This is a genomic window from Clostridium polynesiense (genome assembly GCF_000820705.1).
GTDB lineage: Bacteria > Bacillota > Clostridia > Clostridiales > Clostridiaceae > Clostridium_AA > Clostridium_AA polynesiense.
The window spans coordinates 1-15,332 of record NZ_CCXI01000055.1; the positions used below are offsets into that span (position 1 = coordinate 1).

The window sequence follows — 15,332 nt, forward strand, 5'->3', positions numbered from 1 at the left end:
GGTAATGTATTGCATGTACATGACTTAGTGGATTATGTTACTCAAGAATCCTATACAGCAGGAAAAAATGCTGCTGAATATATAAAGGGAAGGCAGGGAAAAGAGAAAAATATATCTATAGGTACAGGAAAAGGTGTAAGGTATACGGTTCCTTACTATCTGGATAGTAACGATTTAGACAGAGATATATTAGTAAGATTCAGGGTAGATAATGTTTATAAGAACTGTTATTTAGACTTGAAAATCAATGGAAGGATAATCAGCCACATAAGGAAAAGGGTTATGACTCCTGGAGAAATGGAAGAAATTACAATCAAAAGCAAAAATTTAAATGAAGAAGAACTTAAAGAAATATGCATCGAGATAAAGGGGGAGTAATCTATGGAAATAAAGGAGTTAGTATGTATAAGGTGTCCCTTAGGATGTAATCTGCAGGTTACTATAGATGATGGTAAAGCCACCAAGGTTACAGGGAATAGTTGTAAAAGGGGAGAGGAATACGGCATAAAAGAGTGTGCAAATCCTACCAGAATTGTAACCAGTATTATTCCCGTAGAAAATGGCGATGTTAATATGCTTCCAATAAAGACAAAAGGTGATGTGCCTAAGGAACTTATATTCCAGTGCCTAAAGGAGCTGAAAGGGATAAAGATAAATGCTCCTGTAAAGATAGGAGATATAATTGTAAAAAATATAGCAGGCACCGGAGTTGATATGGTAGCCACAAGGGAAATTAACAGAATATAAACTTGACTGAAGCTTCCTGATAAAGCAAAATATATTTATTATGCTTTATCAGGAAGTTAATTATTTATAATAACTTATATAAAAAGCAATAATAATACTAAAGATTAGTTATTATTAAATATGAGGTGTACTTAATTATGAAGCTTGATAGAAACTTCTATAAAAGAGATTCATTAATTGTTGCTAAGGAACTTTTAGGCTGCATTCTTGTGCATTCAGTTAATGGAAAAGTAATAACGGGAAAAATAGTAGAAACTGAAGCTTACAGAGGACCTGAAGATAAAGCAGCACACTCTTACAACAACAGAAGAACTGAAAGAACAGAAGTAATGTTTGGTGAAGCTGGGAGGTCATATGTTTACTTTATTTACGGAATTCACAACTGCATGAACGTAGTATGCGGGGAGGTAGGACTGCCCCATGCGGTGCTCATCAGGGCTTTAGAACCTTTAAAAGGTATAGAGTATATGAGTCTTAATAGATATAACTCGTCCTCAGGAGATATTTCTAAAAAAAAGCAGATAAATTTATGTAACGGACCGGGGAAACTATGCAAAGCTCTCGAAATAGATAGAAGTTTAAATGGAGTTGATTTATGTGGTGATGTGCTGTTTATAACCAAAGGAGAATTGGTATCTGAAGAAGATATAAAGGCATCGAAGAGAGTTGGTATTGACTATGCAGAGGAAGCAAAGGATTATCTATGGAGATTTTATATAAAAGATAATAAATATATATCAAAAAGTAAGCCTGCATTAATGCAGGCTTACTTTTTGATAATTATAAACTTATTCTTGACCTTCACCTTCTCCTTCTTCTGCAGGAGGAGTATCTGTATTGCCAGGATTAGGAGGCTGACCTCCGCTTCCTGGACCTGGAGGTGGAGGAGTAGCTCCTCCTGGAGGTGGTGTCACAGGTGTTGATGGCGCCGGTGTGGGTGTTGGTATCACCGGTGCAGGTAATGTATCGTCTTTTTCTGTAGGCAGTACATACTGCTGATCGCCTAAGGTTTTAGAAGGCTTATAATCTCTCTTAATAAACACTTTTTTAGCTCTTAAATGCGATGGAGTATTTTCCGTTGCAAGCTTATTATTTGAAGTATTTACCTCTGCTTCTACGTGAACATCGCATAGAGAGGTTGGAACAGTACCTTCTATGAAGTAATCTGTAACAACGCTGCTGCTTCCATTGTGGCCTATTTTGCACAGTTCAGTAGGCAGAAGACCAGATACATTACATACCGATGCTTTAACCAATCCGCTTGGTGGCTTTATATCTTCCGTTGATAAGCCCTCATGAGCTTTTTTCATAATCTGACCCCATACATATGCAGGAGCATTACTGTTTAAAGTACGACCTGATGAACTTTTAATTGTTTCAGGTTTATCAGAACCAATCCATACAGCAGCGGAAAGGTGAGGAGTTAAACCTGAAAACCACAGGTTCTTACTTTCTCCGGAAGTACCGGTTTTACCGGCTACAGGCATAGAACCAAAAGGTGCTCTTGTAGCAGAAAATTTTATAGGTCCTTTAAGCATATCATACATTATATATGCTGTCTGAGGAGATATAACCGGTCTCTGCTGAGGTGTTCCTTCTAATAGAACCTTGCCGTATTTATCTACAACCTTGGTATACATAACAGGTTCGGTATAAATACCATTGTTACCGAAGGTTCCAAAGGCAGCAGCCATATGATAGGTATTGGTTCCATAAAACTCTCCTAACGCTAAGGGTGCCAGTTGTTCTTTTTCTTCTGGTTTACTGCTAAAGTCAATTCCGAATTTTTCTGCATAGGCAGATCCGGTTTTAACTCCCATTTCATGCTCCATTTTTATAGCTACAAGGTTTATGGAGTATTTTAAAGCTTCTCTTACGGTAACATAACCACGATATTTTCTGTTGTCGTTCTGTGGATCGCTAGGAAAGGCCTTAGCTGCAGAACCGGTTAATGGACTGTCCTCGAAAACTGAACCAGCTGTAGCAAACTTCGTATCTATAGCCGGAGCATATACTGTCAAAGGTTTTAGAGCTGATCCAGCAGGTCTAGGAAATTTCTTTAGGTCTGCCGCCCTGTTATATGATCCTGGAGGCTGATTTCCACGACCTCCTACTATTGCCTTTACCTGACCGGTTCTATAATCCATTACCACTGCAGAAGCCTGAGGCTGAATTATATTATTTTTATCCACATAGGATTTTACTCCTAAAATCTTATCGTCATTGATAACTGCTTGGGTATGTTCCTGAAGCTCTTTATTCATTGTGGTGTAAATCTGTAAGCCTCCGTTTAAAAGCATTTTATCAACTTCTGCATCAGTGTATTTATATTTATCTTTTAAATGTGATTTCACCTGCTTTATAACCGGTCTTGAAAACCATTCAAAATTAAGCTTATTTGGATTCTCTGATTTTCTCTGAGCTATAGTATCTGCAAATTTCTTCTGAAAAGTACCATCATTAATAGCATTTATAGAAGTATCATATTCTTCGGCACTTATCTTCCCATTTTCCTTCATCTTACCTAAAACAGTTTTTGTTCTGTTTAAGTATGGGGTAGGATTTTTCTGTGACCTTTCTGTAAGTGCATTGTATAAATCGGTACTTTGGGTCACACCTGCTATATAGGCACATTCCAGAAGATCCAGTTTATCTACACTTTTATTGAAATAGTACTGAGAAGCTGCTTCTACACCGTAGGTTGTACTGCCAAGGGGGATTGTGTTCAAGTAAGCTTGCAGAATCTGATCCTTTGAAAGCATTTTTTCAAGCTTAAGAGCTAAATACATCTCCTGTACTTTCCTTGTTATACTTACCTTGTCAGTTAAAATAGTATTCTTTAATAACTGCTGAGTGATTGTTGATGCACCATGAAGTCCTGATTCCCTAGTGATAATTTTTTTTATATCTACATATAGAGCACCTAAAATCCTTCGCGGATCTACTCCGTTATGGCTTCTAAATCTCTCATCTTCAATACTTATAAAAGCTTCTTGAAGATTTTTTGGGATTTTGCTTATTGGCACTACATCTCTTTTAACATCTGTAGGTACATCATCAATGTATTCCCCTTTATCGTCGTATATCTTTGATATCTGTTCTAAATTTAGAATTTCTTTGACATCAAGAGGAGGAGCTGATTTAACCACAGCATAAATAAAGCCTCCACCACCTACAGCAGCAGTTAAAGTTAAGAATAATATAATTAAGGCAATAACTTTGAAAATTCTGCCGGCTTTTCGGTTCTTTTTCTTTTTTGTCTTCTTTTTTTCTCCCATGTTTTCCTCCTTATCATAGTTAAATATGTACAGCAAAAAAAAGAAATTCTAGGTTTTAAAAATAATATAACTTATTATAGCATATTAATAAATTGATTACACTAGTAAGTTGATTTGCGAGGGGATTGTAATTGAAGTATAGAAGAAAAATAAATAAAAACAGGGTAAAGTCTGAGATATTTTTTGCTTTTTCAGTGGTGTTTTTGGTATTCAGCTTATTTATATATTTCTTTGACAGGATAATAATGCCAACGGTAATTATTGTTGCAGAAAGTGAAATGAAGTCTAAGGCAAGCGAGATTTTTAATGAGAATGCTGCTGCAGTATATAATGAAGGCTTCAACTACGATGAATTTATAACTGTAGAAAAGGATGAAGAAGGGTATATCACTATGGTGAGAACCAATACTATGAAGATGAATAATTTATCCACATCCATAGCGTTAAAGTCTCAACAGGACATGAAGAATATAGGAAGCGTAGGGATAAAGTTTCCATTAGGATATATAACAAAGAATAATATAATGTCTTATTGGGGGCCGAAGATTACTGTGAAGATGGAGCCTATAGGTCATATAAAAACCTCTTATAATTCCAAATTTGAAACTGCAGGGATAAATCAAACAAGACATAAAATATACTTAAATATGATTTCAAACATAAGAATTATAATCCCTTTAAAAAGTAAAGAAGTGGAACTAAAGACGGAAATACCCCTGGTAGAAACCATAATAGTGGGAAAGGTGCCCAGAACCAGTATTAATTTTGAAAGAGAATAAAAAATAACTCTGGAATACCAGAGTTATTTTTCCCAATTAAATACATAGGGTACATTTCTGTAATGATCACCGTAATTTAAGCCGTATCCTACCACAAAAACATCATCTATTTCAAAACAGCAGTAATCAGGCTTCAAATCTAGTTTTCTTCTGGAAGGCTTATCTAAAAGAACACAGGATTTAACGGAAGATGCTCCTCTTTCTTTTACGTAGTTAATTACAAAGTTCATGGTAATTCCAGAATCTATAATATCATCTACTACTAATACATCATAGCCTGTTATATCATCAGGAATATCATTTAAAACTTTAACTATTCCGGAGCTTTCTTCGTTATGACCATAGCTTGAAGTTGTCATAAATCCGATTTTTAGCTTTTCATCGATTTCACGAACTAAGTCAGCGGTAAATATAAAGCTTCCCCTAAGCAGTGAAAGCACATAAAGCTTTTTACCTTTATAATCTTTTGTGATTTCCTTAGCTACAATCTTTATCCTTTCCTTTATTGAACTTTCATCAATTAAAACATTTCTTTTATTTTCGTCCATGATAATCCTCCAAACCTAAGTAACATATTTACAACATTAGACTAATAGTATAAAATTATATGAAAGTTGTCAAGAAGTCAATTAAATGGGTCTAAAATAGGAATAAATGAGGTGATTGAGTGATTAATGGAAATGTAGAAGGAGTACGAAAAAGTCAGCTACAGCTCCTTGAAAATATATATGACATTAAGGTTCCAAGATACAGCTTAGCCACAGAAGAAATGATTAATTTAATGGTTCAGGTCACATCTAATATTGATAGAGAGGTCAGCATTACTATAGATAGAAAAGGAAACGTAGTTAGTGTTTCTGTGGGAGACAGCTCTATGGTAGAAATTCCTATAATGGATATATCTGAAAGGAAGTTGTCTGGAGTAAGGATAATCCATACTCATCCCAATGGTAATTCAAGGCTTTCTGCTCTCGACGTTTCAGCTCTTATAAAATTGAAGCTTGACTGTATATCAGCGGTTGGTGTATATGATGGTTCCATTACTGATTTATCCATAGGATTCTGCTCTATAGAAGAGGATAAACTTGCAGCGGATTCATTAAACAATTTAACTCTAGAAAAAGCTCTTATGTTAAATGTACTAGATAAGATTGAATATACAGAAAAAATAATAAAAAACTCCGATATAACAGAAGATTACAGCGAAAAGGCTATAATAGTGGGCTGTGACAGCGAAGAAAGCCTTGAAGAACTGGCTGAACTTGCCAGAGCCTGCGATATTCCTGTAGTTTACAGCGTTTTTCAAAATAGAAGTAAAATAGATGCTGCTTATTACATAGGAAGGGGAAAAGTTGAAGAAATCGCACTTCTACGACAGGCATACAGAAGTAATGTTATGATTTTTGATGATGAGCTTGCTGGATCTCAGGTAAGAAATTTAGAAGATGCCATAGGGATTAAAGTCATAGACAGAACCACCCTTATATTAGAAATATTTGCAAGAAGGGCCAAGACCAGAGAAGCAAAGATTCAGGTAGAGCTAGCTCAGCTTAAATATAGACTGACAAGACTTGCAGGTTTAGGAACCGTTCTTTCTAGAACCGGGGGAGGAATAGGAACCAGAGGTCCGGGAGAAAAAAAGCTGGAAACAGACAGAAGGCATATAAAAGAAAAAATATATGATTTATCAAATGAATTGGAAAAAATAAAAAAAGTAAGAGAAATTCAGAGAGAAAAAAGAGGTAAACAAAACATTCCTCAAATTTCATTGGTAGGTTATACAAATGCAGGGAAATCTACTTTAAGGAATGCTTTAGTAGATGAGGCTGCCTCTAAGGAAATGCACAGCAAAGATAAGGTTTTTGAAGCTGATATGCTTTTTGCTACCTTGGATACCACCACCAGAGCGATAAACTTAGAAGATAACAGAGTGGTTACTGTAACTGATACCGTTGGGTTTGTAAGAAAACTCCCTCATGACTTGGTTGAGGCTTTTAAGTCAACCTTAGAAGAGGTAATTTATTCTGATTTGCTCTTACATGTAGTGGATGCTTCATCCGAAGATGCTTTAGATCAAATTGATGCGGTGGAAAATGTGCTTTTTGAGCTTGGAGCCTTAAACAAACCCACCCTTATAGTTCTTAATAAAATAGATATAGCGTCAGAGGATAACCTAAATGAGATTAAGCTGAAGTTAGCTAATAAAAAGTATATTGAAGTATCTGCAAAAAACAGCATTAATTTAAGTGGCTTATTAAGGAATATAGCAGAGATTCTGCCTCAAACTTTGAAAACTGCAGAATTTTTAATTCCATATACAGAACAGCATGTAACTGCATATATCCACAGAAACGGAAGGGTCATGAAGGAAGAGTTTAAAGAAGATGGAACCTTTATTGAAGCTCAGGTGGATGAAGAGGTTTATAATAAATGTAAAAAATATATATATGGTTAATATAGATTATCTTATACTGTATAATTAATATTACATATCGCCAAAATAAATTCAGAGGCGATATATATGGATAAAATATGCCCTATCTGCAATAAACTATATGAATTTAAAATCCCATGTCCTGTATGCGGGAAAATAATGTGGGAAAAGGGAAGAAATGAGGAATATTTAGATGATTATACAGCAAACATGGCAATAAGAAGCCAAAGCGGATGTAATCATATATTTTATTGCAGCCGCTGCGGTAAAATGGAAAGTATTTGTATAAACAACGTGATTATGTAATAATTTAATTATTACATAATCACGTTGTTTGGATGATGGGGGGGATATTATGCATAACATTATTGTTAAATACCAAAAGGCATACAATACTACTATTGAAGAATTGAAAAAAAGCAAAAATATACTGGCTGCCATGGTTTTTGGAAGTATGGTAAGTGGAGACTTGTGGGAAGAATCAGATATAGATCTCTTTGTAATTAAAGACGATAACTGCGAAGAAATAAAAAATATATACACTGATTATAACGGAGTACCTGTCCACATAAAGCTTTTATCTAAAGGGCATTTTATAAAGCTCTATGAAAGCAGTATCAAAGGAGGAATGCTTCACAGGTTATTTTCCTCATCTAAGCTGTGCTTTTCAAAAGATGCAGACATAACTAACATTTATAACAGAGGCAGATATGTGGCTGATCTGGACAGAGAGAGATGGAGCATAGTGTATCTGGGACAGCTTCTTAAAAATTTAGGAGTATGTAAAAAATATATTTATAACGAAAAAATATATACTTCCTATGCTCTAGCTATAAAATGCATAGAGGATTTTGCTAATTTATACGTAAATGATTCTGGATACATGATAAGCAAAGATACCATATCTCTTGCTATGAATTTAAACAGTGAATTTAGATTTCATGTAGACAGGATATTTTTTAACAGCGGCAAAAATCCTGAAGACATTAATAATTTAATATTATTTATCGAAGAAAATCTAAAATCCCTTGTAAAAAATACCTCATCCCTGATTTTGAATTTTTTAAAAGTAAAAGATAAGGTATTAAGTGCAGAGGATATTAAAAATGATAAACTATTTCAGGGGTATGACATAAATATGGAGGAGATACTCCATGAATTATGGGAAAATGGTTATATTAAGAAGCAGTTTAGAGACTATAAAACCGAAGATGGCTGTGTTATATTAAAAGAGAATGTTTATTATATTTAATACCCTTTAATGGGTATTTTTTATATTTAAAGGAGGTAGAACTGTGGGTTACAAGACTATTAGAAAAGAAGCGTCAGATGAATTTGAAGAGAAAAAATCTACCTTTATAGGACATGTTAAGAGAGTGAGCTCTGAGGAGGAAGCAAGAGAGTTTATAAATAAGATAAAGACCTTGCACAGAGAAGCCAGACACAACGTATATGCTTATGTTATCGGAGAAAATCAGGGAATCCAAAGATACAGTGACGATGGTGAACCCCAGGGTACCGGAGGAATTCCTATATTAGAGGTGATCAAGAAAAGTGGAATAACTGATACTGTAATAGTAGTAACCAGATATTTTGGAGGTATTTTACTGGGGGCTGGAGGTCTCACCAGAGCATATATTAAAGGTGCAAGCATTGCGGTAAAGGCAGGAGGAATAGTTGATAAAGTTCACGCTTCAGAATTAAAGGTGGATATACAATATGATCTTCTTGGAAAAATTCAATATGAAGCCGAGGAGAAGGGGTGGTTTATAAAAGATATAGACTACAGCGATATGGTATCTTTAACATTTATTGCAGAAGAAAACTATATAGAGGAGCTTAGAAATTCATCATCAATATAACCAGCGGAAGAGCAGAGATTGAGATAGAATCTCCTGAGGTGTTCTTTAAGGAAGGAAATGCTTACTATAAAGAGATATAGTATTTAAAGCCTCAGTTGATGAAGTGGTAAGGCATATGTTATAATGTCTATGTTTTTTATAATATTAAATTTATTTAATAATTTTTAATTTTATATGGCTAGGAGGATTAGTATGTCAGGGCATTCAAAATGGCATAATATACAAGCAAAAAAAGGTAAAGCAGATGCAAAAAGAGGTAAAGTATTTACAAAGATAGGTAAAGAGCTTATGGTGGCTGTTAAGAACGGCGGACCTAACGAGGATGCAAATTCTAAGCTTAGAGATGTAATTGCAAAAGCAAAGGCTGCAAATATGCCTTCTGATAATATTCAAAGAGCTATTAAAAAAGCAGCAGGAGAGTTAGATGCTGTAAACTATGAGGATATAGTATATGAAGGATATGGTCCTTCTGGAATTGCTCTAATAGTTGAAACATTAACGGACAATAAGAACAGGACAGCAGGAAACGTAAGGCATGCCTTTACAAAGCATGGAGGTAATATGGGAGCTACAGGCTGCGTAAGCTTTATGTTCCAAAGGAAAGGACAGATCGTCATAGAAAAAAATGACGAAATGGATGAAGATGAAATGATGATGATGGCATTGGAAGCAGGGGCTGAAGATTTTACTTCTGAAGATGAGGTATACGTAATAACTACCACTCCGGAGGATTTTGGCTCTGTGAGAGAAGCTTTAGAAACTAACGGTATAGAATTTTTGGAGGCAGAGGTTAAATTGGTTCCTGATACCTATACTGCTATAGATGAAGCTACAGCTACAAGCTTCCAAAAAATGCTTGATGTGTTAGAAGATGATGACGACGTTCAGAACATATATCATAATGCTGATTTCCCAGAGGGATGGGACGAATAAAATATTATCTTCTTGACATTTTATATAATAATATATTGTTATAAAATAATAAACATCCCTTCTTTGTACTATATAGATATATACTATTGAAGAGGTGTTTATTATATAATTTATAATTATTTGATATTTTAAATTTAAAATTTACTCTATGAGATTGTAGAAAATATATTATTATACAAATATAATTTTAAAAACATAAGAAATTTTTAAATTATAGCAAGATTTATTAATGATGTTGTATAGTTTGTAAAAATGTGGACATAATCCCAATAGGGAGTGATGTCGCGTGAAAAAAAATATAGTTATAATAACAATTTCTGTAATAACTGCGGTAATAGTATTGTTTTCCGGAACCTATTATCTTTCAAAAAATAAGTTTTTAAAGGAAGACGAGGGGGATAAACAAAGCACTTTTTCATCTGGAGCAGATGTTTCAGAAGATATTAATATAATATTGAAGTCCAAGGATGAAAAAAACGGAGAATTTACAGAATACAAAGCCTATAATTTTAAAGATTTTAAAAAGACCTTAAATTATACAGGTAAAGCTGATAAAGATACTGTAGTTAAGTTTATGAAGGACAGGAGCTATAATTTAGAGTCTATAAACACCAAGGAAATGGTGTTTATTAAGACTTCTCCAAAAGGGCTTATTAAGGATAAGTATTATTTGGGAATAACTCAGGATGGATTTATATGCATTTATAAGTGCCTTGAAAATGGAGAGCTTATAATAGAAAATAAAAACAGTGATATAAGCAGAAGAAGGGCAGAGGTACTTCAGGATTTTGAAAAAAACAAAATCAAAAATCATGAGTTTATGTTTAACACAAGAGATGAGGCTCTGGATGCCTTAAGTGAATATGACTCTTAGTCTTGTATGGAAGACTTTATGAAAAACAATTCGTAAAGTCTTTTTATTTTATCATTTTTTGTGAATTATTGATAATTTCAGCTATAAATGCTAAAGTATAATATGTATTTTTATGAGAATAAATTTTGAGGTGATTTTAGTGTATGACTACATAAAAGGGACTTATATGGGAATTAATAAGGAATACATAGTGGTAGAAAATAACGGCATTGGATATAAAATATTTGTTTCAGGAAGCACTATATCTGAACTTCCAAAAGTTAAAGAAAATGTTCAGATTTATATTGAACAGATGGTGAGGGAAGATTTTATAGGGTTATATGGCTTTTTGAGCAAGGAAGAAAGAGAAATGTTTAATTTATTATTAACCATAAATGGAGTAGGGGCTAAAGCTGCTTTATCTCTTCTATCAATATCCTCTGTGCAAAATCTTAAATATGCAGTGTTAATCGGAGATGAAAAGACTCTTACAAGAGCACCGGGAATAGGTAAAAAAATCGCACAGAGAATTATTTTAGAGCTTAAAGACAAGCTTAAAGGGGAAAATCTTTCGGAAATCTTTCAAGAAGATGAAGGAAAGTCACTATTGGGAAACAATATTTCAGAAGCCCTTCAAGCTCTGCTTGCTCTGGGGTATACTGAAAGAGAGGCTAACAAAGCTCTTGAAAAGGTAAATAAAAGTGAAACTTTAGAAAACATCATAAAGGAAGCACTTAAAATACTAATGGGTTAGGGGTGATAAATATGGAGGATAGATTAATTACAACTTCCACCCTGGGAGAAGATTTTAACTCTGAATACAGCTTAAGACCACAAAGAATTAATGAATATATTGGACAGGATAAAGTAAAAGAAAGGCTGAATATATTTATAAAAGCTGCAAAAATGAGAAATGAAGCGCTGGATCATGTTATTTTGTATGGACCTCCTGGGCTTGGAAAAACCACTCTTGCAAATATTATAGCCAGAGAAATGAAAGGCAGCTTAAAGATAACATCAGGTCCGGCTATTGAAAGAGCCGGAGATTTAGCGGCAATATTAACTACTTTAAAAGATAATGACGTTTTGTTTATTGATGAAATACACAGGTTAAATAGAAGTGTGGAGGAAATTTTGTATCCAGCTATGGAGGATTATGCTCTTGATATAGTATTGGGTAAGGGAGCCTCTGCTAAATCCATAAGGTTAGATTTAGCTAAATTTACACTTATAGGAGCAACCACCAGAATTGGTATGCTTACCTCTCCTTTAAGGGATAGGTTTGGAGTTTTATGTTCCATGGAATACTATGATGATAATCAGCTGAAAGAAATAATAGTTAGATCTGCAGGAATATTAGGCTGCAGCATCGATACTAAAGGTGCAGTTGAAATAGCTAAAAGATCCAGAGGAACACCTAGAGTGGCAAACAGATTGCTGAAAAGGGTAAGGGATTACTCTGAGGTAATGGGGAATTCAACCATTGACGGCGAAACTGCAAAAAAAGCTTTAGAACTACTGGAGGTAGATAATGAAGGCTTTGACAGAATAGATAACAAAATATTGGAAGCTATAGTGGATAACTTTAATGGAGGACCAGTAGGAATTGAAACTTTAGCTTATTTTATAGGAGAAGAATTAGATACGGTGCAGGATGTATATGAGCCTTATCTGCTTCAAAGAGGATTTATTATAAGAACCCCAAGAGGAAGGGTAGCTACAGATAAATCTTACACCCATTTGAAGAGGGTGAAGCCTCAGAAGGATGAAAAACAGATAGGATTATTTGATGACTATGACAATACAAAAGAAGGTGTTTAATTTTGAAGGTTAGCGATTTTAGTTTTGATTTGCCTGAAGAACTTATAGCTCAACATCCCTTAAAGGAAAGAGATGCGTCAAGGCTTATGGTTTTAGATAAGTATAAGGAGAGTGTTGAACACAAGATTTTTAGGGATATTATTGACTATTTAAATGAGGGAGATACATTAGTTCTCAATGACACTAGGGTTTTACCGGCCAGACTTATAGGAGAAAAAGTTAGCTCCGGTGGTAAAATTGAATTCTTACTTTTAAAAAGGTTATCCCAAAATCAGTGGGAATGTTTATCAAAACCTGGTAAAAGGGCAAAACCAGGAGCAGAATTTCTTTTTGGAGATGGTAAGCTAAAGGCAGAGGTAATAGAAGTTTTAGAAAATGGCAATAGAATTATTGATTTTAAATATTCAGGTGTATTTGAGCAGATATTGGATGAGCTTGGGGAAATGCCCCTTCCTCCATATATTCATGAAACTTTGGAGGACAGAGAACGCTACCAAACGGTTTACTCCAGGGAAGAGGGCTCAGCGGCAGCTCCTACTGCAGGACTACATTTCACCAGAGAGCTTTTGGATAAGATTAAAGATAAAAAGGTTAATATAGCATATATAACTCTGCACGTTGGTCTTGGTACTTTCAGACCAGTTAAAGTTAATACCATTGAAGACCATGAAATGCATTCCGAGTTTTATATTATGAATCGGGAAACTGCAGATATAATAAATGAAACAAAAAGAAGAGGAAACAGAGTTATTGCTGTTGGAACTACTTCCTGCCGTACTTTGGAAACTATAGGAGACACAAATTCTACTGTAAGGGAGCAGAGCGGTTGGACAGATATTTTTATATATCCTGGATATAAATTTAAAATTGTTGATGCACTAATCACTAATTTTCATCTTCCTGAATCCACTCTTATTATGCTTGTAAGCGCTCTTGCCGGCAGGGAGAACATCATAAATGCCTACAATATAGCAATAAGAGAAAAATATAGGTTTTTCAGTTTTGGAGATGCTATGTTTATAAAATAATAGGAAGGGGTAAAATATGTATAGGCTTATAAAAAAGAAAAACAATGTAAGACGGGGAGAGTTTTATACCCCTCATGGTGTAATACAGACACCTGTATTTATGAACGTGGGAACTTTAGCCGCCATTAAAGGCGCAGTATCCTCAATGGATTTAAAAGAGATTGGATGTCAGGTTGAGCTTTCAAATACATACCACCTTCATCTGAGACCGGGAGATGAAGTTGTTAGAAAAATGGGAGGACTCCATAAATTTATGAATTGGGATAGACCCATACTTACAGACTCTGGCGGCTTCCAGGTATTTTCACTTGCTAAGCTCAGAGAAATTAAAGAAGAAGGGGTATACTTTAATTCACATATAGACGGCAGAAGGATATTTATGGGACCCGAAGAATCTATGAGGATACAAAGCAATCTTGGTTCCACTATAGCCATGGCATTTGATGAATGTATCCCAAATCCTTCCACCAGGGATTATGTTATAAAATCCGTGGAAAGAACCACAAGATGGCTGGAAAGATGCCAAGCTGAAATGAAAAGGTTAAATTCCCTTCCTGATACGGTTAATAACAAACAGATGCTTTTTGGAATAAATCAGGGAGGTACTTATGATGATATTAGAATAAAGCATGCCCAAACTATTTCTAAAATGGATTTAGACGGATATGCCATTGGTGGTCTTGCAGTAGGAGAAACCCATGAAGAAATGTACAGAATCATTTCCGCTGTTGTTCCACACCTTCCTCAGGATAAGCCTATTTATTTAATGGGGGTTGGTCTTCCAAGTAATATTTTAGAAGCTGTTGAAAGAGGAGTTGACTTTTTTGACTGTGTACTTCCTGCAAGAAATGGAAGGCATGGACATGTGTTTACCTCTGATGGAAAAATTAATATTATGAATGCAAAATTTGAGGTTGACAGTAGACCTATAGATGAAGGATGTACCTGTCCTGCTTGTAGGAATTATACCAGAGCATATATAAGACACTTGTTTAAAGCTAAGGAGATGCTGGCGATGCGTCTATGCGTATTGCATAATTTGCATTTTTATAATACACTTATGTCAGAAGTAAGAAATGCCATTGATGGGGATTACTTTGAAGAATTTAAAAAAGAAAAGCTTGAAGCCTGGGGTGGCAGAGCTTAAATCAAATTGACGAGGAGGAATTAATATGCCTACAGCTTTAGGAGGATTTTTGCCTCTAATTGCAATGCTAGTTGTATTCTACTTATTTCTTATTATCCCAGAGAATAAAAGAAAGAAAAAGTACAATCAAATGATCAATGATTTAAAGGTTAACGATGAGATTATCTCCCGCGGAGGTATTATGGGGAAAATTGTAAACATTCAAGATTCCTTTATTATATTGGAAAGCGGACCTGACAGATCTAGAATAAAGCTAAGCAAGCAAGGAATTGCAAATGTTATAGAAAAAGAAGAAACTGAAAAATAGTAATATTACGCCTCCTATTTACATATGTAATAGTAAATAGGGGGTGTTTTATTGGAGAGAAGTGAATATATAAAAAAAATAATTAAAGGTGTATTATTTTCATTAATAATCACTATTATATTGGTTTTTATACTCAGTGTTAT

At 34.6% G+C, this 15,332-nt stretch carries 14 protein-coding genes and 3 pseudogenes; 15 read left to right on the forward strand and 2 right to left on the reverse strand.

The annotated features are described in order from the left end of the window. The 3 genes and pseudogenes from TA89_RS18530 to TA89_RS17940 form a co-directional block, all read left to right on the forward strand. A pseudogene (locus TA89_RS18530) lies at window positions 1-378 on the forward strand (pyridine nucleotide-disulfide oxidoreductase); the annotation flags it as partial. Window positions 379-381: 3 nt separating this feature from the next. Next, window positions 382-747, forward strand: coding sequence for a DUF1667 domain-containing protein (locus TA89_RS05150; RefSeq protein ID WP_040211472.1), 366 nt, complete (start codon window positions 382-384; stop codon window positions 745-747). Window positions 748-884: 137 nt separating this feature from the next. Beyond that, window positions 885-1,496 (forward strand): annotated as a pseudogene (locus TA89_RS17940) (DNA-3-methyladenine glycosylase); the annotation flags it as partial. 39 nt (window positions 1,497-1,535) lie between these two features. On the opposite strand, the gene TA89_RS18795 reads toward TA89_RS17940, so the two are convergent. Then, window positions 1,536-4,025, reverse strand: a complete 2,490-nt coding sequence (locus tag TA89_RS18795) for a transglycosylase domain-containing protein (RefSeq protein WP_052447335.1) — start codon at window positions 4,023-4,025, stop codon at window positions 1,536-1,538. 131 nt (window positions 4,026-4,156) lie between these two features. Here TA89_RS18795 and yunB point away from each other — a divergent pair, with 131 nt between their 5' ends. Then, window positions 4,157-4,804 carry a sporulation protein YunB gene (yunB, locus tag TA89_RS05165; protein WP_147590080.1) on the forward strand — a complete coding sequence of 216 codons (648 nt, stop codon included), beginning with the start codon at window positions 4,157-4,159 and terminating at the stop codon, window positions 4,802-4,804. Window positions 4,805-4,827: 23 nt separating this feature from the next. On the opposite strand, the gene hpt is transcribed toward yunB, so the two are convergent. Further along, window positions 4,828-5,352 (reverse strand): hypoxanthine phosphoribosyltransferase, encoded by a 525-nt coding sequence (gene hpt, locus TA89_RS05170; RefSeq protein WP_040211474.1) that lies wholly within the window; start codon window positions 5,350-5,352, stop codon window positions 4,828-4,830. Window positions 5,353-5,471: 119 nt separating this feature from the next. Between hpt and hflX the strand changes: the two genes are divergently transcribed. The 11 genes and pseudogenes from hflX (at window position 5,472) to yajC (ending at window position 15,189) form a co-directional block, all read left to right on the forward strand. Further along, entirely contained in the window at window positions 5,472-7,259 is a 1,788-nt protein-coding gene (gene hflX, locus TA89_RS05175) for a GTPase HflX (RefSeq protein WP_040211475.1), read from the forward strand. Window positions 7,260-7,325: 66 nt separating this feature from the next. After that, window positions 7,326-7,544, forward strand: coding sequence for a hypothetical protein (locus tag TA89_RS05180; RefSeq protein WP_052447336.1), 219 nt, complete (start codon window positions 7,326-7,328; stop codon window positions 7,542-7,544). A gap of 49 nt (window positions 7,545-7,593) precedes the next feature. Further along, entirely contained in the window at window positions 7,594-8,490 is an 897-nt protein-coding gene (locus TA89_RS05185; RefSeq protein ID WP_040211476.1) for a nucleotidyltransferase domain-containing protein, read from the forward strand. A 43-nt stretch (window positions 8,491-8,533) separates the two neighbouring features. Next, window positions 8,534-9,180: pseudogene (locus tag TA89_RS05190) on the forward strand (YigZ family protein). A 112-nt stretch (window positions 9,181-9,292) separates the two neighbouring features. Next, window positions 9,293-10,033, forward strand: a complete 741-nt coding sequence (locus tag TA89_RS05195) for a YebC/PmpR family DNA-binding transcriptional regulator (RefSeq protein WP_040211477.1) — start codon at window positions 9,293-9,295, stop codon at window positions 10,031-10,033. A gap of 286 nt (window positions 10,034-10,319) precedes the next feature. Next, a complete protein-coding gene (locus TA89_RS05200) occupies window positions 10,320-10,907 on the forward strand; it encodes a hypothetical protein (protein ID WP_040211478.1) in 588 nt (195 codons plus the stop codon). Between the two features lie 139 nt (window positions 10,908-11,046). Beyond that, window positions 11,047-11,640, forward strand: coding sequence for a Holliday junction branch migration protein RuvA (gene ruvA, locus TA89_RS05205; protein WP_040211479.1), 594 nt, complete (start codon window positions 11,047-11,049; stop codon window positions 11,638-11,640). Window positions 11,641-11,651: 11 nt separating this feature from the next. Further along, complete coding sequence (gene ruvB / locus TA89_RS05210) at window positions 11,652-12,707, forward strand: Holliday junction branch migration DNA helicase RuvB (protein WP_040211480.1); 1,056 nt, start codon at window positions 11,652-11,654, stop codon at window positions 12,705-12,707. A gap of 2 nt (window positions 12,708-12,709) precedes the next feature. Next, window positions 12,710-13,735, forward strand: a complete 1,026-nt coding sequence (gene queA / locus TA89_RS05215) for a tRNA preQ1(34) S-adenosylmethionine ribosyltransferase-isomerase QueA (RefSeq protein WP_040211482.1) — start codon at window positions 12,710-12,712, stop codon at window positions 13,733-13,735. 16 nt (window positions 13,736-13,751) lie between these two features. Beyond that, on the forward strand, window positions 13,752-14,882 hold the full coding sequence (tgt, locus tag TA89_RS05220) for a tRNA guanosine(34) transglycosylase Tgt (RefSeq protein WP_040211483.1): 1,131 nt from the start codon (window positions 13,752-13,754) through the stop codon (window positions 14,880-14,882). A gap of 25 nt (window positions 14,883-14,907) precedes the next feature. Continuing rightward, window positions 14,908-15,189 carry a preprotein translocase subunit YajC gene (gene yajC, locus TA89_RS05225; protein WP_040211485.1) on the forward strand — a complete coding sequence of 94 codons (282 nt, stop codon included), beginning with the start codon at window positions 14,908-14,910 and terminating at the stop codon, window positions 15,187-15,189. The last annotated feature ends 143 nt before the right edge of the window (window positions 15,190-15,332 follow it).

Coding starts and splice junctions, on each gene's coding strand:
- TA89_RS05150 (WP_040211472.1), top strand. CDS start 382: ATGGAAATAAAGGAGTTAGTATGTATAAGGTGTCCCTTAGGATGTAAT.
- TA89_RS18795 (WP_052447335.1), bottom strand. CDS start 4,025: ATGGGAGAAAAAAAGAAGACAAAAAAGAAAAAGAACCGAAAAGCCGGC.
- hpt (WP_040211474.1), bottom strand. CDS start 5,352: ATGGACGAAAATAAAAGAAATGTTTTAATTGATGAAAGTTCAATAAAG.
- TA89_RS05180 (WP_052447336.1), top strand. CDS start 7,326: ATGGATAAAATATGCCCTATCTGCAATAAACTATATGAATTTAAAATC.
- TA89_RS05185 (WP_040211476.1), top strand. CDS start 7,594: ATGCATAACATTATTGTTAAATACCAAAAGGCATACAATACTACTATT.
- TA89_RS05195 (WP_040211477.1), top strand. CDS start 9,293: ATGTCAGGGCATTCAAAATGGCATAATATACAAGCAAAAAAAGGTAAA.
- ruvB (WP_040211480.1), top strand. CDS start 11,652: ATGGAGGATAGATTAATTACAACTTCCACCCTGGGAGAAGATTTTAAC.
- tgt (WP_040211483.1), top strand. CDS start 13,752: ATGTATAGGCTTATAAAAAAGAAAAACAATGTAAGACGGGGAGAGTTT.
- yajC (WP_040211485.1), top strand. CDS start 14,908: ATGCCTACAGCTTTAGGAGGATTTTTGCCTCTAATTGCAATGCTAGTT.